We start from the raw sequence: 19,529 nt of genomic DNA on the forward strand, positions 1-19,529 counted from the left end.
TCATTCATGCGCCGGCTCCACTCATGGCCTCATCGCGCAGGCAGCGCACGACGTGCCCGGGCTGCGGCTGCACATCGGGCGGGCTGCTTGTCCAGCAGGCATCCGCCGTGAAGCTGCAGCGTCCCGCGAAGGGGCATCCCGTAGGCAGGTCCGAGAGTTCGGGCACGGTGCCGGCGATCGTGCTCAGGCGAATCTTCTGCGGCGCGTCGGCCGATGCCATGCGCGGACGCGCCGCGAGCAGGCCGCGGGTGTAGGGATGGGCCATGTGCTCGAAGACCTGTCCGGTGCTGCCGCTCTCCACCACGGTGCCGCCGTACATCACGAGCATGCGGTCCACGTTCTGCGAGATCACCCCCAGATCGTGCGAGATCAGAATCAGCGACATGCGGTGCTCGTCGACCAAGTCAGCGATGAGGTCGAGGATCTGCTGCTGCACCGTGACATCGAGCGCCGTGGTCGGCTCGTCCGCGATCAGCAGGTCGGGCTTGCAGGCGAGCGCCATCGCGATGGTGATGCGCTGGCGCTGGCCGCCGGAGAACTGGTGGGGATAGGCATCGATGCGTTGCGCGGGCTGGGGAATGCCCACGCGATCAAGCAGGTCGAGCGCCGCGGCCCGGGCCTGGCGGGCGGAGAGGCCGCGGTGCAGCCGCAGGGGCTCGGCCACCTGTGCGCCGATGGTGTGCACCGGGTTGAGCGCCGTCATCGGCTCCTGGAAGATCATGCCGATGCGCTGCCCGCGAATCCGGCACATCCTGGGCTCGGGAAGCGCAAGCAGGTCGTCTCCCGCGAACGTCACGCGGCCCTGGGTGGCGGCGCCCTGGGGCAGCAGGCCCATGAGCGCCATGGCCGTCAGCGATTTGCCACTGCCCGATTCGCCGATGAGGCCGATCGTCTCGCCGCGTGCAAGCTGGAAGTTCACATTGCGCACCGCCTGCGCAAGCCCCCGATGGGTGCGCAGCGTGATGCCGAGCCCAGAGACGTCGAGCAGGGGTGGTTCGCGGGTCGGTGCGTTGTCTTCGTTCATCGCGATACCTCGCTCAGCGTTGGCGTGCCAGCCGTGGATCGAGCACGTCGCGCAGACCGTCGCCGAGCAGGTTCAGGCCCAGCACCGCCAGAGCAATCGCCACGCCCGGCCACACCGACAGCAGGGGGGACTGGAACATCAGCGTCTGCGCCTCGGCCAGCATGCGGCCCCAGGACGGCTCGGGCGCCTGCGTTCCCAGGCCCAGATAGGACAGAGCGGCCTCGGCCAGGATCGCCAGCGCGAACTGGATCGTGGCCTGCACGATGAGTGCGGGCAGGATGTTGGGCAGCACATGCTCGAGCGTGATGCGCATGGGGCCCTTGCCGCAGGCCCGCGCGGCAAGGATGTAGTCGCGCGACCAGATCTGCCTGGCCGAGGCCCGTGTGACGCGGGCGAAAGTGGGAATGTAGAAGATGCCGATCGCGATGATGGCGTTGCGGATGCTCGCGCCATAGACGGCGGTGAGCATGATGGCGAGCAGCAGCGCGGGGAACGCAAAGGTGAAGTCGGCGATGCGCATCACGAGCTCTTCCACCCAGCCCCTGCGCGCGGCGGCGAGCAGGCCCAGGGCGCCGCCGATGAGGAGACCGATCCCCACCGCGATCACGCCGACCGTGATGGAGCTGCGCGCACCTACCAGCAGCAGCGTGAGCACGTCGCGGCCATAGGCATCCGTGCCGAGCCAATGCGCTGCGCTGGCAGGCTGAAGTGCCGAGTCCATCTCGACGGTATAGGCGGAATAGGGCGTCCAGGCGAAGGACAGCGCGGCCATGGCGAGCAGCAGCAGGGTGAGCACGCCCCCCAGCACGAAGCTGTGGTTGCGCAGCGCGCGCTGCCAGAAGCCCGGTGCGGAGGGCAATGCAGGGTTCGATGTGCGCGGGTGCATCAGAGCTCGCCTGCCTTCACGCGCGGATCGATGACGGCATACAGCACGTCCACGACGAAGTTCACCACCACCACCATGGCCGCGAGCAGCAGCACGCAGTTGCGCACGACGATCAGGTCGCGATTGGCGATCGACTGGAAGATCAGGCGACCGAGGCCCGGCAGGTAGAACACGTTTTCCACCACGATCGTGCCGGCCAGCAGGTTGGCGAACTGCAGGCCCATCACGGTGACGACGGGGATCATCGCGTTGCGCAGCACATGGCGCCAGAGCGCCGCCCGCTCGGTGAGTCCCTTGGCACGTGCCGTGCGCACGAAATCCTCGCGCGATACATCGAGCACCGCCGAGCGCGTGATGCGCGCGAGGATCGCGGCCTGAACCACCGCGAGGGAAATTGCGGGGAGCAGCAGCGCCTGAAGTGCCGGCAGCAGGCCGCCGCCGTCGTCCGCGCTCCAGCCGGGAAAGCCGCCCGCGGAGAACCATTGCAGCTTCACGGAGAAAACGAGGATCAGCAGGATGGCGAACCAGAAGTTCGGTATGGCAATGCCGATCTGCGCCAATCCCATGACGCCGACGTCGCCCAGCCGGTTGTGGCGCGATGCGGCGTAGATGCCGGCGGCCAGCGCGATCAGTGTGGTGAACAGCATGGCCATGATGGCCAGTGGAATGGTGAGCGCCAGGCGCTCGAAGATCAGCTCGCCCACGGGCGAACCATAGGCATAGCTCGTGCCCATGTCGCCACGGACCAATCCACCGATCCAGTGGAGATAGCGCGAGAGTGCGGGTTGGTCGAGCCCGAGCTGCTGGGTGAGCTCCACCACGGCTTCCGGGGAGGCATCCGGCCCGAGCAGCACCTGGGCGGCGTTGCCGGGAAGAATCTCCAGCACCAGGAACACCACGGCCGACGCCGCAAGCAGCGTCGTCAGCAGCGTCAACAGGCGCTTGATGAGAAAGATGGCCATGGGATGCGAGCATAGCGGCAAAAACCGCAAACCGCTTCCGGCCATGTGTGCGGATTTCGCATGATGGACGCGGGCGTTGGATAATCCTCCCATGCCAACGCATCGTTACCGGCCTTTGGTCCCACCTTTTTCCTTGCCCTCACAGGGTGATGGAGCTGCGCCATGGCTTTGATGATCACCGACGAATGCATCAATTGCGATGTCTGCGAGCCGGAGTGCCCCAACAACGCCATCTACATGGGCGAGGAGCACTATGACATCCACCATGACAAGTGCACCGAGTGCGTGGGGCACTTCGATGAGCCGCAATGCGTGGCGATCTGCCCCGTGGCCTGCATTCCCACCCATCCCGAGCACGTCGAGACGCGCGAGACGCTGATGCAGAAATACCTGCGGCTGCAGGCAGCCTGAGGTTTTTCCCTCTGCTCCTTGGGAGCAGGCATCCGGACAGGCCGGCCCTTTTCCTTTTCCGGCTCTTTCCCTGCTTCTATTCCTGCTCTTTCTTCGCGCCGGAGGCTCCGGCTGCTCCTTCGGGCTTTGGAGGCTTGGGCCTTGGGGGCTTGTTGGTGTGCACCTGCATGGTCGCCTTCTCCATGTCGCCCTCGACCATCACCGGCCAGGATTTGAGCGAGTGGAAAATGCTGTCGTCGATGAGCTTGCGTTGATCGGGCGAGGGTTTTTTCAGCACCCAGTTCACCACTTCCGATTTCACGCCTGGATGCCCGATGCCGATGCGCAGGCGCCAGTAGTCCGATGAGCCCAGTTGCGCATGGATGTCGCGCAGGCCGTTGTGGCCCGCGTGGCTGCCGCCGCGCTTGAGCTTGACCTGTCCCGGGGGAATGTCGAGCTCGTCATGCGCCACGAGCACTTCGTGTGGCGCGATCTTGAAGAAGCGGGCAAGTGCGCCTACGGACTTGCCCGAGGCATTCATGAAGGTCTGGGGTTCGAGCAGCCAGATCGTGTTGCCGCCCACATTCGCGCGTGCCATCAGGCCGAAGTAGCTGCGCTCGGGCATGAGCGAGACTTTCAGGTCGCGCGCCAGTTCGTCGATCCACCAGAATCCGGCGTTGTGTCGTGTGGCTTCGTACTCGGGGCCGGGATTGCCCAGGCCAACAAACAGTTTGATCATGAGGGGGCATTATCGGGGAAGGTCGGCAGGAACATGGCCGCATGCATCGACGCGCCAGGCGCATGCAGCCGCGATGTTCGTTCCAGAAAGCAAAACGGCCCACCGAAGTGGGCCGCAAGGCTCAGGCAGGACTCAAGAATTACTTCTTGCCTGCAGGCTTCTTCTCTTCAGCAGCTGCTTCGGCTGGAGCGGCTTCTTCCACGGCAGGAGCCGTGATGGACAGCAGGGCAGGGTTGTTCTTGCCGCCGCGCACAACGATGGACACGCCCTTCGGCAGCTTCACATCGTTCACGTGCAGAGGAGCACCCTTGGTCAGGCCGCTCAGGTCCACTTCGATGAACTCGGGCAGGTCGGAAGGCATGCAGGTCACGTCCAGCTCATTCAGCAGGGTCGTCACTTGGCACTTGTCAACCTTCACGGCGGGAGACTCTTCCATGCCCTTGAAGTGCAGTGGCACCTTCATGTGCAGCTTGGTCTTGGCGTCAACGCGCTGGAAGTCCACGTGCAGAACCAGTTGCTTGAACGGGTGGAATTGCACGTCACGCAGCAGAACCTTGGCTTCCTTGCCGTTCAGATCCATGTCCAGCACGGATGCGTGGAAGGCTTCCTTCTTCAGGGCGTGCCACAGGTTGTTGTGATCGAGTTCGATCAGTTGGGGCTCGCCCTCACCGCCATAGACGATGCCGGGTGTACGGCCGGTAATACGCAGACGGCGGCTCGCACCCGTACCTTGCTTTGCGCGCTCAAAAGCGACGAATTTCATAATCAACTCCTGGATGGATCGGCCGCGACCAGCCTGATCCGTTTACAAAAGGCCGGCTTTCCCGGCCACTCACTTGTGCCATCCGCTTGCGGACAACACACAAGCCTCCCGAGGGAGGCTTGCTGGTTCTTCGATGTGCCGCAACCCTTGTGGGCTGCCGCCGCATCAGAAATTGTTGTTCTGATCCGAGAACAGGCTCATCACCGATTCGCCCGTGTTGATGCGCTGGATGGTCTCGGCGATCAACGGTGCCACGGACAGCTGGCGGATCTTGCTGCATGCCTTGGCGTTGTCGCTCAGCGGAATGGTGTTGGTCACAACCACTTCGTCGAGGGCCGTACCCTTGGAGATGCGCTCGATGGCAGGACCCGAGAAGATCGGGTGCGTGCAATAGGCATACACGTTCTTGGCGCCGCGCTCCTTGAGCACTTCGGCGGCCTTCACCAGCGTGCCGGCCGTGTCGATCATGTCGTCCATGATGACGCAGTTGCGGCCGTCGATGTCGCCGATCACATGCATCACTTCGGACACGTTCGCCTTGGGGCGACGCTTGTCGATGATGGCAAGGTCGGTTCCGAGCTGCTTGGCGAGGGCGCGGGCACGCACCACACCACCCACGTCAGGGCTCACGACGATCAGGTTTTCGTACTTCTTCTGGTTCAGGTCGCCCAGCAACACCGGAGAGGCGTAGATGTTGTCGACGGGAATATCGAAGAAGCCCTGGATCTGGTCCGCGTGCAGGTCCATGGTCAGGACGCGGTTCACGCCGACGGTCTGCAGCAGGTTGGCAACGACCTTCGCGGAGATCGGCACACGCGACGAGCGCGGGCGGCGATCCTGGCGGGCATAGCCGAAATAGGGAATGACGGCGCTGATGCGATCTGCGGAGGCACGCTTGAGGGCGTCCACCATGATCAGCAGTTCCATCAGGTTTTCGTTGGTGGGGGCGCAGGTCGATTGAACGACGAAAACGTCTCGGGCACGGACGTTCTGCTTGATTTCCACGGTGACTTCACCGTCGGAGAAACGACCCACATCCATTGCACCGAGGTTGGTGCCGAGGTGCTTGACGATTTCAGCTGCAAGACCAGGATTGGCGTTGCCGGTGAAAACCATGAAGTCTGGGTTATTGGCGTGCATGAGCTGCTCAGCAGTCTGACTTAAATCCCGTCGGGACAATTATTTGGCAGGGGAAGAAGGATTCGAACCTTCGCATGCCGGAATCAAAATCCGGTGCCTTAACCAGCTTGGCGACTCCCCTACACAGGCCGACTGCCGAAAGCAATCAGCCTCAAACCTTGTCTGACGCCCACCCTGTCAGGGGATGAACCGTCAGTTGGCTGCATACCTTGATTTTCCATTCGCTTGGCGCGTCAGTCAAATCAACTGCATTCAGCATTTGTGCAAACACCGCACTTCCTGAGCCTGTCATTCTAGCATGCATTTCCTTCGATTTCAAAAAGTCAGTGACTTTTTTTATCTCCGGGCAGAGTGCCTGAGCGACTGGCTGCAGATCATTTCTTCCAAAGTATCTTCCGAAACCGTTGGGTGCCGCAGCAAAGTCTTCGATTGTAGCATGCTTTGAATCACGTTTAAGGGAAGGACTTGAAAAAATTTCTTTCGTATCCAACCCGGCTTCGGGCTTCACGACGACCAACTGGGTTGGTGGTGGCAGTTGCTGCGAATCGAGTGGGTGAATTATGTCACCGATTCCGCTCACGAAAGCCGTTTTGCCCAATAAAAAAAACGGAATATCTGCGCCAAGTTTCAGGCCGATGGGCAAAAGTTGTGATAGCGGAAGATTCAATCCCCACAGGCGATTGAGGGCCAGAAGCGTGCTGGCTGCATCCGAGGAGCCGCCACCCATGCCGGCCTGGGCAGGCACTCTCTTGACGATGCCGATATGCGCACCGAGCGGGCACCCGCTCGCCTCTTTCAACGCACGGGCGGCACGGGTGCAAAGGTCGTCGGGGGGGAGGGGTGACGACAGATCCTCGCGCGTGATCAGTCCATCGCTGCGTTTGTCGAAATGCAGCGTGTCGTGCCAGTCGATCATCGTGAAGACGGATTCGAGCAGGTGGTAGCCATCCTCACGGCGACCGGTAATGTGCAGGAAGAGGTTGAGCTTGGCGGGAGCCGGCACGTCGTAGAGGGCCTGCATGACTGACTGATGCCTCGAGTGGTTGATCCGGTGGAAGAGTGGGGGGGGGGGACGAGCGGCGCGGCGCGAGCCGCTTCAGCGGTTCAGGACGATGCGCAGCACGGCTCCTGGCAACGGCGAGAAACGGGTGGCGACGATGCGGCCGGAGTCGATGCGGCTCAGGTCCGCTTCCCAGCCGGTGACTTTCACGTCGACGCCCTTGAGCCAGCCGAAGAGTGCCTGGATCGGCAGGTCATTGCCCGTCAGCTGAACAACGAGGGCACTCAGGGAGTCCGATTCCAGCTGCTGGTCGGGCGAATCGAGCGAGGCGACGCCAGGCGACCAGCGCAGCGTGGCCATGACATTGCCAAGCGGGTTGTACAGCGTGAGCGACCCTCGGTCGGCATTGCCTGACAGGTCGAAACCCGCGCTGAAGGATTTGTCCGTTCCCTCGTCGACCTGGAGTCCGAGCCGGCCGCTCCAGGAATCCTCGCCGCTCATGGCGTGCTCGCGCAGCGGGGGCTGGGCGCAGGCGGCAAGCAGCACCGCGGGGCCCAGCAGCAGCACGCGTCGGCGCAGAGGGCCGCGGGGCGCGACCGCCACGCGGGATCCCGTCACTGCGGGGCTCCCGGAGTGGCGCCCAGGCGCTTCAGGGTGTCCTTCAGCGTCTGGTTGCCGGGTTCGCTGCGCAGGCCCTGCTGCCAGACGGCCATGGCCTTGTTGCGGTCGCCCGCGCTCCAGAGCACCTCTCCGTAGTGAGCTGCGATTTCGGCGTCCTGTTGCTTGGCGAAGATCTTCTCGAAGATCTTGAGTGCTTCCTGCGTGTTGCCGAGGCGGAATTCCACCCACGCCTTGCTGTCGAGGATGAATGGATCCTCGGGCGCATGTACGAGCGCGGCATCGATATGTCCGCGTGCCTCCTCGAGGTTCACCCCGCGGTCGGCCATCGAATAGCCGAGCGCGTTGCTGGCGTGGTAGTAGTCGGGCTGGCGGCGGATGATCGTGCGCAGCAGACGTTCCATGTCTTCGGGGCGGCCGGCCTTCTCGGCCAGCATGGCCTGTTCATAGAGCAGGTCGTTGTCCAGGGGGGTGAGCTCGATGGCCTGACCCAGGACCTTGGAGGCCTCGTCGTACTGTTTGGCTTCCTTCAGGAGTTGTGCGTCCGCCAGCAGCTTGCGCTGCATCTCGTCCGTGTTGGCGGCGGGCAGACCCTGGATCAGCGCGCGGGCCTTGGCCAGCTCACCCTGCCTGGCCAGCAGCGAGGCCTGTTGCACGTTGACGGAGAAGTCACCGGGCGAGACCTTGTCGGCCTTGGCGAGCCAACCCTGGGCCGCTGGATAGTCGGCGCGGTCGGTGGCGATCTGCGCCTCCATGAGGTAGGCACGCGAGAGGGCCTTGGCAACCGTCGGGTTGCCGGCATTGGGCTCGGACAGCGTCATGAACTGGCGCAGGGCCACGTCGGCCTGCTCCGGGCGCTTGGCCTGAAGGTTGAGCGACGCGAGCACCAGCCACGCGTCCGCCAGTTCGGGATTGGACTTCGTGAGCTGTTCCAACTGCTCGCGAGCCTCGTCGTTGCGGCGCTCCTGCAGGAGATAGCGTGCATAGCTCATGCGCACTTCCGGATGAGGTTTGCCGGACAGGTACGTTCCGAGCAAGCGGTCGGCACCGGAAACCCCGGCATCGACAAGCTGCAGCGAGAGCATGCCGGCGCCTTCGTCCGCCGGGTCGAGCGCAATGGCGTTCCGAGCGGCTTCCAGTGCACCTGCGGCGTTGTCGGCTGCCAATCGCATGCGGCCGATCGTGGTCCATGCCGTGGGGCCGGTGGCGGGGTTCCTGAGTTCGTCCGACGAGGCTTCCTCGACGACCTTGGCGGCCAGCGTCTTGTCGCTCACGCGGCCATAGATCTGCGGAAGCGCCTTGAGTGTGATGAGCTTCACCCGCTGCGGCGAGGCTGCGAGTTCCTGCTTGAGCAGTCCGGCCGTTTCGTCAACCTGATTGAGTACCACCAGGATCTGCAGCAGATAGCGGTTGGCGTCGCGTGATTGCGGAAAGCTGTCCTTCCATGCGCGGGCGGAAATCAAGGCACTTTCGGCGGAGCGGGACTGCAGCGCGATCTGCGTGGCACGCTGATAAAGCTGTTCCTGGCCGCTGCGGCGCGCAGCGTCGAGCATCAGCGCATAGCCGGAGGCGGGATCTCCCTGGCCGGTGGTGAGCTCGCCCACGAGAATTTCGTAGAACAGTTCGGCATCGACAGCTGCCTTTTCATCGCTGACGTCCTCTTTCTCCGCGGGAAGCGCGGCGGCCGATTCGGGCTCGGCGGGAGCGGGCGACTGCGCCCATGCAGCATGGACTTGCAGGGCCAGCACGGCGGCCAGGGCAACTGCACGAAAACGATGAGTTTGCATCATCGGGCCATAATAATCCATGCGCACGCGTTGCCAGGTCATGAACACGCTCTAAAAGGAAAGTGATTGCGGATATGCCGGAGTTGCCAGAAGTCGAGGTCACGCGGCGCAGCTTTGCTGAGCAGATCGCTGGAGCGCGGATAAGTTCTGTTTTCCTGGGCAAGCCGCTGCGCTGGCCCCTGGGCGTGGATCCGCAGGAGCTGGTGGGCCGCCAGGTCCTGCAGGTGCGCCGCCGCGGGAAGTATCTGCTCGTCGACCTGGATCGCGGCATGCTGATGCTGCACCTGGGCATGTCGGGCAGCCTGCGGTTCGCGGCGGAGTTGCCTTTGCCGGGTGTGCATGATCACTTTCAACTGACGACGGACAAGGGGCTGCTCCGGCTGCACGACCCCAGGCGTTTTGGTGCCGTTCTGGCGGTGTCGGGCGATGATGACCCGCTGGCGGTCAAGCTGCTTGCCAGGCTGGGCCCGGAGCCGCTCGAGGATGATTTTGATTTCGAGCCTTTCGCGCGCGGCCTCAAGGCGAGCCGGCTGGCGATCAAGCCGCTGCTGCTGAGCGGCAAGGTCGTGGTGGGCGTGGGCAACATCTATGCGTCGGAAGTGCTGTTCCTCGCCGGCATCCGACCGACGACAGTGGCCGGCCGGATCGGACGCGAGCGGGCCCTGCGCCTGCACGCGGCGATCCGCCAGATACTGGCACGTGCCGTCGAGACGGGCGGCAGCACGCTCAAGGATTTCTCGGCCGCGGATGGCAATGCCGGGCACTTCCAGCTCGAAGCCAATGTCTATGCCCGCGAGGGGCTGCCGTGCAAGGTTTGCAGCGCGCCTGTCCGGCAGTTGCGACAGGGGCAGAGAAGCACCTTTTTCTGTGCCCATTGCCAGAGGCCCTGAGCCGCGCCGGATGGCGCCTTTTCAACGCCGCGATGCTATATTGCACCATATAGGTAACTCTTGCTCACTATCGCCCCAGATGAGTGGATGCGAGAAAACAATAAGTAGATATATATCGTGGGACCTTCATTCAACGAACAGTTCGATCAGCACGGCGCCTGGAAGCGCTCGTTTGCGCAGCAACTCAAGCAACTGGCGGACTGGATGGGTGCGCACGAGTTGATGGATTCGTCCATCGAGGAACGCCTGAAGCGCCTGGAAGAGCAGATCCGCAGCGACAAGGTGATGGTGGCGTTTGTCGCGGAGTTCTCGCGCGGCAAGTCCGAGCTGATCAACGCGATCTTCTTTGCGGACTACGGCCGCCGCATCATGCCGGCGAGCGCGGGCCGCACCACCATGTGCCCGACCGAGCTGTCGTACGAGGAGGGTTCGGCGCCGTGCCTTCGCCTGTTGCCCATCGAGACCCGCCTGCAGCCGCAGGGACTGGCCGAGTGGCGCCTCAAGCAGCACCAGTGGAACGAGATTGCTCTCGACATCGATGACGCGCAGCAGATGGCCGAGGCCCTGGCCAAGGTGTCCGAGGTGCGCCGCGTGTCGATCGACGAGGCGCGGGCCCTGGGCTTCTGGCACGACGATGCGCCAGACGACAACCCGATGGTCGACGCGGGCGGCATGGTGGACGTGCCGATGTGGCGCCACGCACTGATCAATGTGCCGCATCCGCTGCTCAAGCAGGGCCTTGTGATTCTGGATACGCCGGGCCTGAATGCCGTCGGTGCCGAGCCCGAGCTGACGATCAACCTGATTCCCCAGGCGCACGCGGTGGTGTTCATCCTGGGCGCGGACACGGGTGTGACGCGTTCCGACCTGTCGATCTGGCGTGAGCATCTGGGCGCTGCGAGCGAGAACAACGAGACCCGGCTGGTCGTGCTCAACAAGATCGACACGCTGTGGGATTCCCTGAACTCCCCGACGCAGGTGCAGGAGCAGCTCGACCAGCAGTGCCGCAATTCGGCGGACATGCTGGGCGTGTCGCTCAGCCAGGTGGTGCCGGTGTCGGCGCAGAAGGGCCTGGTTGCCAAGATCAACTGCGACGATGTGCTGCTCGAGGCCAGCGGCCTGCCGCATCTCGAAGAGGCGCTGGGCGAGGGCATCCTGGGGCGCCGTCAGGCCATCCTGCGTGGCGTGGTCGCCAACGGCGTGGCAGGTCTGCATGCCGAGACGACGCGCGTGCTCAATATCCGCCGCCGTGATCTCGACGACCAGATGTCCGAGCTCAACAGCCTGCGCGGAAAGAACTCGACGGTCATCCAGGCCATGCGCGGCCGCATCGAACTGGAGCAGCGTGATTTCGACTCCAGCACGGCCAAGGTGCTCGCGTTGCGCGCGGTGCACCTGAAGATGATGCGCGACGTGTTCCACCGCCTGGGCTCGCGCGCCCTCAAGGCGGAGATGCAGCCTCTGGCGGAAGCCCTGCAGAACGGGGGGGTGATCAAGCTCGGCCTGCGCAAGGTCTATGCCGACACGTTCGCCCGCGTGCGCGCGCTGCTGCAGGCCGCGCAGGCGTCAGGGACCGAGATCCGCGACATGCTCGGCGGCACCTACAAGCAGCTCAATGCGGAATTCGGCTTTTCGCTGCAGGCGCCCAAGGCCCCCGAGTTCGAATCCTACGTGGCCGACGTGACCGAGATCGAGCGCCGCCACGAGCAATACATCGGCATGGGCAACACGCTGCGTCTTGCGCAGCCCGAGTTCGCCCAGCGCCTGCAGCGCGGCCTGACGCTGCGCCTGCGTGCGGTGCTCGATTCGGCGTCGAACGAACTGGAGTTGTGGAGCAAGTCCGCCACGGCGCAGCTCGATGCCCAGTTGCGTGAAAGAAAGCGCAGTTTCTCGCGGCGCATCGAGGCGGTGGATCGCATCCAGAGTGCGGCCAATGGCCTGGTGGAGCGCATTGCCGAGATCGAGTCCGCGGAGGCGCACCTCCAGGAGCTCGAGGTGCGTCTGACGACGCTGACCGACAAGCTGGTGCACATGCCGCTGGCTCCCCAGGAGCGTGTCTCGCGGCCCGAGGATGCGGTGGATCTGCTGCTGTTCGATTGAAGATGAGTTGATGACGGTCGGGATTCCTGAAATTGCCATGCGCGTGGTGCGCTGGCAGAAAGAGCATGGGCGCAACCATCTCCCATGGCAGAACACGCGTGACCCTTATCGCGTCTGGCTCAGCGAGATCATGCTGCAGCAGACGCAGGTCGCCACGGTGCTGGATTACTACGCGCGCTTTCTGGAGCGGTTCCCCGATGTGCAGTCGCTTGCAGCCGCGCAGCAGGACGACGTGCTGGCACTGTGGAGCGGCCTGGGTTACTACAGCCGCGCGCGCAATCTCCATCGCTGTGCCCAGAGGGTGGTGAGCGACTTCGGCGGAGCATTTCCGCGCACGGTCGAGGAGCTCGCATCGCTGCCGGGCATTGGCAAGTCCACTGCGGCGGCGATCGCCTCGTTCTGCTTCGGCGTGCGCGCGGCGATTCTCGATGCCAACGTGCGCCGGGTGCTCACGCGCGTGCTGGGCTTCGAGGACGATCTGGCAACCGCCGCCAACGAGCGCAGGCTCTGGGCGCTGGCCGAAGCGCTGCTGCCCGAGACGGACCTGGCGAGCAACATGCCCCGTTATACGCAGGGCCTGATGGACCTGGGCGCGGGCCTGTGCACGCCACGCTCACCGACCTGCCTGCTATGCCCGCTGGCCGAAGTGTGCAAGGCCCATCGCGAGGGCAATCCGGAAGACTACCCCGTGCGCACGCGCAAGCTCAAGCGCAGCGCCCAGTCCTGGTGGCTGCTGATCGAGCGCGACGAATCGGGCCGTATCTGGCTGGAACGCAGGCCGCAGACCGGCATCTGGGCCGGGCTGTACTGCCCGCCGGTGTTCGAGGACCGGGAGCTTCTTTCGCAGCGCGCCGCGCACGATGCGAAGGCCGCGCTGGATGACCTGCCGGTGGTGATGCATGTGCTGACCCATCGCGACCTGTACCTGCATCCGGTGCGCATGCAGCTGTCGACGGCAAGCGCGTTGCGGCGCAAGGGCGAAGAGGGCGATGGCGCAGGCTTCTATGCGCCCGCCGAGTGGCCCGCGCTGGGGCTGCCCGCGCCCGTGCGCAAGCTGCTTGCTGCGCTGTAGCGATCTCGGGCCTCGGGCACACAGCGCCGCCGGCGGTCTTCCTGCGATCAGCCCTGCCTCGGGGCTTTCAGCGCATCGAGCTCGCGGTGTCGCCGCAGCGTGTTCCACTTCGGGCTGAAGTGGCGGGCAAGCCGCTCCACCAGATACACGGAGCGGTGCTGCCCACCCGTGCAGCCCACCGCCACCGTCACGTAGCTGCGGTGGTTTTCCGCCAGGGCGTCGAGCCAGTTTTCGAGAAACTGCGAGATCTGGAGCTCCATCGCATGGACGGCAGGCTGCTGTTCGAGGAACTCCGCCACGGCGGCATCGCGACCGGTCAGTTCACGCAGGGCCGGTTCGTAGTGCGGATTGGGCAGCATGCGGACGTCGAACACGTAGTCGGCGTCTACCGGCACCCCGCGCTTGAACGCGAATGACTGGAACACCAGGATCATGCGGCTCGGCGGCACATCCACCAGGCTTTTCACGTAGCCCTGCAGCTGCGACGCGCGGATGGCGCTGGTGTCGATGACGTGCGACTGCTCCCGAAGATCGGCCAGCAGTTCACGCTCCAGTTCGATGGTCTGCAGCAGCGCATTCTGGCCGTCGCGCAGCTCGTCCTTGGACAGCGGGTGGCGGCGGCGGGTTTCGGAGAAACGGCGCACCAGCGTCTCGGTGTTGGCATCGAGGAACAGGCATTGCACGCGCACGCCCTGCATGCGCAGGTCGTCAAGCTGTTGCGGCACCATGGGCAACGCCGTGGCGCTGCGCACATCGATGGCGATGGCAAGGCGGTTGCCATGGTTGACATGCTCCAGCGCCACGAAGGCGCTCAGCAGCTCCGGAGGCAGGTTGTCAACGCAATAGAAGCCGGCATCCTCCAGCGCGTGCAGCGCCACGGATTTTCCCGATCCGGACATTCCGGTGATGAGCACAATTTCGAGCGACATTTCCTTCACCACAGACTTGCTACAGGCTTTCTAGATCCATCAACGAACAAACAAACAGGCAACTCAGGCTCCATGCGCCGAGCGCACGGATTCACGGGGCGGCACCGGCTCCAGCATCTCGCGCGCATGCGCCAGAGTGGCCGCGGACAGCTTCTCTCCTCCCAGCATGCGGGCGATTTCCTGGACCCGTTCATCCCCATCCGCCGCGCGCACCGAACTGCTGGTGCTGCGCGCTGTCTTGTGCTTGGCCACCACCAGATGGTGATCCGCACATGCGGCCACCTGCGGCAGGTGGGTCACGGTGAGCACCTGGCGCGCCTTGCCAAGCTGCTGCATGAGGCGCCCGACCGTTTCCGCCACGGCACCGCCCACGCCCGAGTCCACCTCGTCGAAGATCAGCGTGGGCGCCTCACCCAGTTCACTGGTCGTGACCGAGATCGCCAGCGAGATGCGCGAGAGCTCGCCGCCCGATGCCACCTTGCCGATGGGCTTGGGCGTCATGCCCGGATGGCTGCCGACCAGGAAGCTCACCAGATCCATGCCGTGTGACCCCGGCTCGGCCGCGGGCTCCACAGACACCACGAACCTGCCGCCAGCCATGCCCAGATTCTGCATGGCCTGTGTGACAGCTCCCTCCAACTGGGGCGCGGCCTTGGTTCGTTTCTGCGACAGCACGCGCGCAGCTTTTTCATAGGCGGCACGGCTCGCGGCTTCGGCCTTGGCCAATGCATCGAGATCGGCTGCCGAGTCGAGCGCATGCAGCTCCGACTTCCAGCCGTCGAGCAGCGCGGGCAGGTCTTCGGGCTGTCGCTTGTAGCGCCGTGCCAGAGAGATCCATTGCGAGAGCCGCGTGTCCAGCTCCGCAAGCCGCTCCGGCTCCAGTTCGGTATGGCGCAGGAAACCCTGCAGCGATCGCAGCACGTCCTCGGCCTGTGCAAGGCTGTTGCTGAGCACCTCGTTCATCGAACGGAAGGCATCGTCCACATGCTCATAGCTTTGCAGCAGATCCTGCGCATGCGAAAGCCGCGAGATCGCCCCCGTGCCTTCCTCGTCTTCCAGTGCCAGGGCGGCCTCCTGGGCGTTGTCGAGCAGCGATTGCGCGTTGGAGAGCTTGGCGTGCTGCGCGTTGAGTTCGTCCCATTCGTCGGCGCGCGGCGAGAGCTTCTGCAGCTCTCCGATCTGCCATTGGAGTCGTTCGCGTTCCTGCTGCAGGGTGTCCTGCGCGGCGCGGGCATGCTCCAGTGCGCGCAGCTTTTCGCGCCATTCGCTCCACAGCGCTGCAAGCGGCTGTGCCTGCACGCCGGCATAGGCATCGAGCAGGCCGCGCACGCTGTCCTGGCGCGTGAGGCTCTGCCACGCATGCTGTCCGTGGATGTCGAGCAGGTGCTCGCCCAGGGCCCTCAACTGCGTGGCGGTGACCGGGCTTCCATTGATCCACGCGCGGCTCTTGCCCTGGACATCGATGGTCCGGCGGATCAACAGCACTTCTTCCTGCTCGATGCCGGCCTCCTCGAACCAGGCCTGCATGTGGGCCGGTGGATCGAATTCGGCAGCCAGCTCGGTGCGCTCGGCGCCTTCGCGAATCACGCCGGTTTCCGCGCGCGCGCCCAGCAGCAACTGCAGCGCATCGATCAGGATCGACTTGCCGGCACCGGTCTCTCCGGTGAGCGCCGTGAATCCGTGGTGCAGGTCCAGATCGAGGGTCTGCACGATCACGAAGTCACGCAAGGCAATGCGCTTGAGCGCCATGTCAGGAGCCTCCCTCGTTCCAGCGCAGCTTCTTGCGCAGCGTGGCGAAATAGCTCCAGCCGCGTGGATGCAGGAAGCGTACGGAGTTTTCGGCCAGTGTGACGAGAATGCGGTCGCCGTGCAGCAGGGTGGCCAGCGACTGCATGTCGAAGTTGGCGGAGACATCGCGCCCGCCCACGACCTCGATGGCGATCTCCACCGAATCCGGCAGCACGATCGGCCGGTTGGACAGGGTGTGCGGCGCGATCGGCACCATCACCCAGCCGCGCAGCGAGGGATGCAGCATCGGGCCTCCTGCGGACAGCGAATAGGCGGTGGATCCGGTCGGCGATGCGACGATCAGGCCGTCGGCCCGCTGGTTGGAGACGAACACCCCGCCCACTTCCACGCGCAGCTCCACCATGCCTGATGTCGATCCGCGATTGACCACCACATCGTTGAGTGCGAGCGCCTCGAAGACGCATTCGTTGCCGCGCATCACGCGCGCCTGCATCATCGGACGCAGGTCTTCCTCGAAATCACCGTGCAGGATAGGTGCAAGCGCGTCCTGGTAGTCCTCGAGTGCGATATCCGTGATGAATCCGAGCCGCCCGCCATTGATGCCGACCAGTGGCGTGTGATAGCGCGCCAACTGGCGGCCCGCGCCCAGCATCGTGCCGTCGCCTCCAACGACCAGTGCGAGATCGGCCTGTGCGCCGATCTCGTCGACCTCGGCCACCCGGTGGCCCGAGAGCCCCGTGTTGGCAAAGGTTTCGGCTTCAAGAAGCACCTCGCAGCCTTGCCCGACGAGGAACTGGCCGATACCCTCCAGCGCAAGCCGGGACTTCTCCGAGGCCTCCTCGGATGCCTGGCGCTGGTATTTGCCGATAAGGGCGACTTTGCGAAAGTTGATGGTCATTCGGAAATTACATCATTAAATGTGATGTGGTTTTTTGACTGTTTGCCTGTGGGGCCGGAAAGTCAGGCCACTACGGACGCCTGGCCGGAACGGCCCACAGCGTCTGTTCTTCTTGATTGCTTGTATATCATGCCTGCATGCGCTTGCCGCGGGTCTGCATGCAGAGCCGGCACGGCATCCTGGGGTAAACCTGGCTGTCCGTGCACGCCATGCACGGCGGTGCCGCCACCTTAGAATGCCAAGATGCTTGATGATCGTGCCAAGTTGCTGTTGAAAGCCCTCGTCGAACGCTATATCGCGGACGGCCAGCCTGTCGGATCCCGGACGCTGTCGCGTGCCTCGGGTCTGGAGCTTTCGCCGGCGACCATTCGCAACGTGATGGCCGACCTCGAGGAGCTCGGCCTGATCGCGAGTCCGCACACCTCGGCTGGCCGTATCCCCACGGCGCGCGGCTACCGGCTTTTCGTGGACACCATGCTCACGGTGCAGCGCGATCGGCTGCCTGAACTGCAGCTCATGCCCGAGCAGCCGCAGAAGGTGATCGCCAATGCGGCCAACCTGCTGTCCAACCTGTCGCAATTCGTCGGTGTGGTGATGGCTCCGCGCAGGCCCTCGGTGTTCAGGCACATCGAATTCATGCGGCTGTCCGAAAAGCGCCTGCTCGTGATCATCGTCTCACCCGATGGAGATGTGCAGAACCGCGTCATCTTCACGCAGAGCGACTATTCGTCCTCGCAACTGGTCGAGGCGGCCAACTACCTGAACTCGAACTTCTCGGGCCTCACGATGGAACAGGTCCGCGAACGCCTGCAGTCCGAGGTCGAATCCCTGCGCGGAGAGATTGCCACCCTGATGCAGGCGGCGGTGAGCGTGGGGTCGGACGCTCTCTCCGAATCGACGGACAGCGTGGTCATATCCGGCGAGCGCAACCTGCTGTCGGTGAGTGATTTCTCCAGCGACATGGGCAATCTGCGCCGGGCATTCGACCTGTTCGAGCAGAAGACGCAAATCCTGCGCCTGCTCGACATCTCCAGCAAGGCCGAAGGCGTGCGCATCTTTATCGGCGGCGAAAGCCAGGTCGTACCCTTCGAGGAGCTCTCGGTCGTGAGCGCCCCCTATGAGGTCGACGGCCAGATCGTCGGTACCCTGGGCGTGATCGGCCCCACCCGCATGCCCTACGACCGGATGATCCAGATCGTCGATATCACGTCCAAATTGGTGACCAATGCCCTGAGCCACAGGAGTTAAGCCATTACAATGGTCGTTTTGCCGGCTTGTGCAATGCAGGTCTTGGCGCAAAAATCCGGGGCCTTAGCTCATGCTTGGTTAGAGCAGCGGACTCATAATCCGTTGGTGCCCAGTTCGACTCTGGGAGGCCCTACCATATTCATTCAGGGGCTCATGCTATTGATTAAATAGCGGAAACCCCTGAATATTCCCACGGTGGGAATATCACCCCAATCCCTTGCGAACAGAAATCCGGGTCCGGTCATACACCTTGGCCGTTGTGGAGCCGTCGGCATGGAGTTCTGGCAACGTCCCGTACTGGGCTTTGTGCTGTGTTGTGTAGTACGCCCTCAGGTCATGAAACGTGAAGCGGCGGGACACGATGTTTTGCTCTATCGCTTCGCGCATGATCTTCTGCCAGTTTGAGGAGAACCCGCTGTCCGTATAAGGGTTGCCGTTCCGCGTCACAAACACGGTCAGGCATCCATCGGGCCGGGGAAGCGCTTTCAGACGTGCCACCAGGCCCTCCATTGCCGGAGTGATGTTGACGTTCTCAGTGCGCTTGCTTCCGCCATGTTGTTTGGCGCGCATGAGACGGATCACGCTTTTGCCGTCATCGATCTGCGGCAGGGTGAGGTGCAGGAACTCGATTCGCCGGCTGCCGGCCATGGCTGCAAACTCAGCCATGAGGGCAATGACCTCGCGCTGTTGGCCCTGCCGTTTCAGCCAGTGGATGAACGCGGCAAGTTCTTCAGGCTCTGGCGCCTCTGTCCGGGGACGCTCCAAGTTCCGTTTGACCTGCTTGCAGGGGTTGACGTCAATATTTCCCCGCTCCACGGCGACATTCATCAAGTTGGACAGGAGCGCAATCTCCCGATTGGCCCGAACTGGCGCATCAGCTCGTTCAACTCGCAGGTATCGGGCAATGTCAGCAGGTCGAATCAGGCGTGCCGAAACCTTCCCCATTACCGCGAGCAACTTCTCGCTGTAGACCTTGTAGTCGTTTTTGGTGCGGTCGCCCAACCTGATCCATTGCGGCATCAGTTGGTATGCCCGCCAAAGCTCGTCTATCGTTCCTGTGTCCTGACCCGATCCGTTCATGTCGAGAACCTTCTGGATCGCGGCGCGCTTGTCCGTGCCCAGTGCAACAGGCTTGCCGGCGATCGGGTGATAGCGGTACGACACGGTTTTTCCATCGCTCCAGGGGCGAGCCTCCATTCTTGGAAGCAAGCCGAACCCTGATGCTCGATCTCGCTTTCTTCCCATTACTTGCTCCAGTTGAACCCTGCAGGGGCTCGGTAGTCACCAGCCTGGTTGAGACGTTCTTCGGCCATGCGACGGCCCACCAAGGGCAA

General features: G+C 63.7%; 18 protein-coding genes and 2 tRNA genes. 6 read left to right on the top strand and 14 right to left on the bottom strand.

What is annotated here, in order from left to right:
• Positions 1-4: 4 nt before the first annotated feature.
• From H9K76_RS05070 to H9K76_RS05080, 3 genes are read right to left on the bottom strand one after another with little or no spacing between them, the layout of a single operon-like run.
• Positions 5-1,024, bottom strand: coding sequence for an ABC transporter ATP-binding protein (locus H9K76_RS05070; RefSeq protein WP_187598472.1), 1,020 nt, complete (start codon positions 1,022-1,024; stop codon positions 5-7).
• 13 nt (positions 1,025-1,037) lie between these two features.
• A complete protein-coding gene (locus H9K76_RS05075) occupies positions 1,038-1,910 on the bottom strand; it encodes an ABC transporter permease (RefSeq protein ID WP_187598473.1) in 873 nt (290 codons plus the stop codon).
• Positions 1,910-2,872: an ABC transporter permease gene (locus tag H9K76_RS05080; RefSeq protein ID WP_187598474.1), complete on the bottom strand. Its 963-nt coding sequence runs from the start codon at positions 2,870-2,872 to the stop codon at positions 1,910-1,912. Before H9K76_RS05080 ends, H9K76_RS05075 begins: the two co-directional genes overlap by 1 nt.
• A gap of 162 nt (positions 2,873-3,034) precedes the next feature.
• On the opposite strand from H9K76_RS05080, the gene H9K76_RS05085 reads away from it, so the two are divergent.
• Positions 3,035-3,283, top strand: coding sequence for a YfhL family 4Fe-4S dicluster ferredoxin (locus H9K76_RS05085; protein ID WP_187598475.1), 249 nt, complete (start codon positions 3,035-3,037; stop codon positions 3,281-3,283).
• 76 nt (positions 3,284-3,359) lie between these two features.
• On the opposite strand, the gene pth is transcribed toward H9K76_RS05085, so the two are convergent.
• The 7 genes from pth to H9K76_RS05120 all read right to left on the bottom strand — a co-directional run bounded on the left by pth (position 3,360) and on the right by H9K76_RS05120 (position 9,351).
• Positions 3,360-4,001, bottom strand: coding sequence for an aminoacyl-tRNA hydrolase (pth, locus tag H9K76_RS05090; RefSeq protein ID WP_187598476.1), 642 nt, complete (start codon positions 3,999-4,001; stop codon positions 3,360-3,362).
• A 139-nt stretch (positions 4,002-4,140) separates the two neighbouring features.
• The gene (locus H9K76_RS05095) at positions 4,141-4,764 is read right to left on the bottom strand and encodes a 50S ribosomal protein L25/general stress protein Ctc (protein WP_187598477.1); all 624 of its coding nucleotides are present in this window, start codon (positions 4,762-4,764) and stop codon (positions 4,141-4,143) included.
• A gap of 165 nt (positions 4,765-4,929) precedes the next feature.
• Entirely contained in the window at positions 4,930-5,904 is a 975-nt protein-coding gene (locus H9K76_RS05100; protein ID WP_187598478.1) for a ribose-phosphate pyrophosphokinase, read from the bottom strand.
• A 44-nt stretch (positions 5,905-5,948) separates the two neighbouring features.
• Positions 5,949-6,025, bottom strand: a tRNA-Gln gene (locus H9K76_RS05105).
• Positions 6,026-6,055: 30 nt separating this feature from the next.
• Positions 6,056-6,925, bottom strand: coding sequence for a 4-(cytidine 5'-diphospho)-2-C-methyl-D-erythritol kinase (gene ispE, locus H9K76_RS05110; protein ID WP_187598479.1), 870 nt, complete (start codon positions 6,923-6,925; stop codon positions 6,056-6,058).
• Between the two features lie 75 nt (positions 6,926-7,000).
• Positions 7,001-7,522: a lipoprotein insertase outer membrane protein LolB gene (locus tag H9K76_RS05115; RefSeq protein ID WP_246475314.1), complete on the bottom strand. Its 522-nt coding sequence runs from the start codon at positions 7,520-7,522 to the stop codon at positions 7,001-7,003.
• Positions 7,519-9,351 (bottom strand): tetratricopeptide repeat protein, encoded by a 1,833-nt coding sequence (locus tag H9K76_RS05120; protein ID WP_246475315.1) that lies wholly within the window; start codon positions 9,349-9,351, stop codon positions 7,519-7,521. The genes H9K76_RS05115 and H9K76_RS05120 overlap by 4 nt, the downstream gene beginning before the upstream one ends.
• A 32-nt stretch (positions 9,352-9,383) precedes the next feature.
• Between H9K76_RS05120 and mutM the strand changes: the two genes are divergently transcribed.
• The 3 genes from mutM to mutY all read left to right on the top strand — a co-directional run bounded on the left by mutM (position 9,384) and on the right by mutY (position 13,371).
• Entirely contained in the window at positions 9,384-10,199 is an 816-nt protein-coding gene (gene mutM, locus H9K76_RS05125; protein ID WP_187598480.1) for a bifunctional DNA-formamidopyrimidine glycosylase/DNA-(apurinic or apyrimidinic site) lyase, read from the top strand.
• 117 nt (positions 10,200-10,316) lie between these two features.
• Entirely contained in the window at positions 10,317-12,299 is a 1,983-nt protein-coding gene (locus H9K76_RS05130; RefSeq protein WP_187598481.1) for a dynamin family protein, read from the top strand.
• A gap of 10 nt (positions 12,300-12,309) precedes the next feature.
• A complete protein-coding gene (mutY, locus tag H9K76_RS05135) occupies positions 12,310-13,371 on the top strand; it encodes an A/G-specific adenine glycosylase (protein ID WP_187598482.1) in 1,062 nt (353 codons plus the stop codon).
• A gap of 47 nt (positions 13,372-13,418) precedes the next feature.
• Here mutY and rapZ read toward each other — a convergent pair whose 3' ends face one another.
• From rapZ to H9K76_RS05150, 3 genes are all read right to left on the bottom strand, one after another.
• Positions 13,419-14,300, bottom strand: coding sequence for an RNase adapter RapZ (gene rapZ, locus H9K76_RS05140; RefSeq protein ID WP_187598483.1), 882 nt, complete (start codon positions 14,298-14,300; stop codon positions 13,419-13,421).
• A 63-nt stretch (positions 14,301-14,363) separates the two neighbouring features.
• Positions 14,364-16,049 carry a DNA repair protein RecN gene (recN, locus tag H9K76_RS05145; protein WP_187598484.1) on the bottom strand — a complete coding sequence of 562 codons (1,686 nt, stop codon included), beginning with the start codon at positions 16,047-16,049 and terminating at the stop codon, positions 14,364-14,366.
• 1 nt (position 16,050) lies between these two features.
• Positions 16,051-16,947 carry an NAD kinase gene (locus H9K76_RS05150; RefSeq protein ID WP_187598485.1) on the bottom strand — a complete coding sequence of 299 codons (897 nt, stop codon included), beginning with the start codon at positions 16,945-16,947 and terminating at the stop codon, positions 16,051-16,053.
• Positions 16,948-17,190: 243 nt separating this feature from the next.
• Here H9K76_RS05150 and hrcA point away from each other — a divergent pair, with 243 nt between their 5' ends.
• Entirely contained in the window at positions 17,191-18,195 is a 1,005-nt protein-coding gene (gene hrcA, locus H9K76_RS05155) for a heat-inducible transcriptional repressor HrcA (protein ID WP_187598486.1), read from the top strand.
• Between the two features lie 57 nt (positions 18,196-18,252).
• Positions 18,253-18,331, top strand: a tRNA-Ile gene (locus tag H9K76_RS05160).
• A 68-nt stretch (positions 18,332-18,399) separates the two neighbouring features.
• On the opposite strand, the gene H9K76_RS05165 is transcribed toward H9K76_RS05160, so the two are convergent.
• The gene (locus tag H9K76_RS05165; protein WP_246475317.1) at positions 18,400-19,359 is read right to left on the bottom strand and encodes a tyrosine-type recombinase/integrase; all 960 of its coding nucleotides are present in this window, start codon (positions 19,357-19,359) and stop codon (positions 18,400-18,402) included.
• Positions 19,360-19,529 lie beyond the last annotated feature (170 nt).

The sequence above is a fragment of the Diaphorobacter ruginosibacter genome (genome assembly GCF_014395975.1).
GTDB classification, from domain to species: domain Bacteria; phylum Pseudomonadota; class Gammaproteobacteria; order Burkholderiales; family Burkholderiaceae_C; genus Diaphorobacter_A; species Diaphorobacter_A ruginosibacter.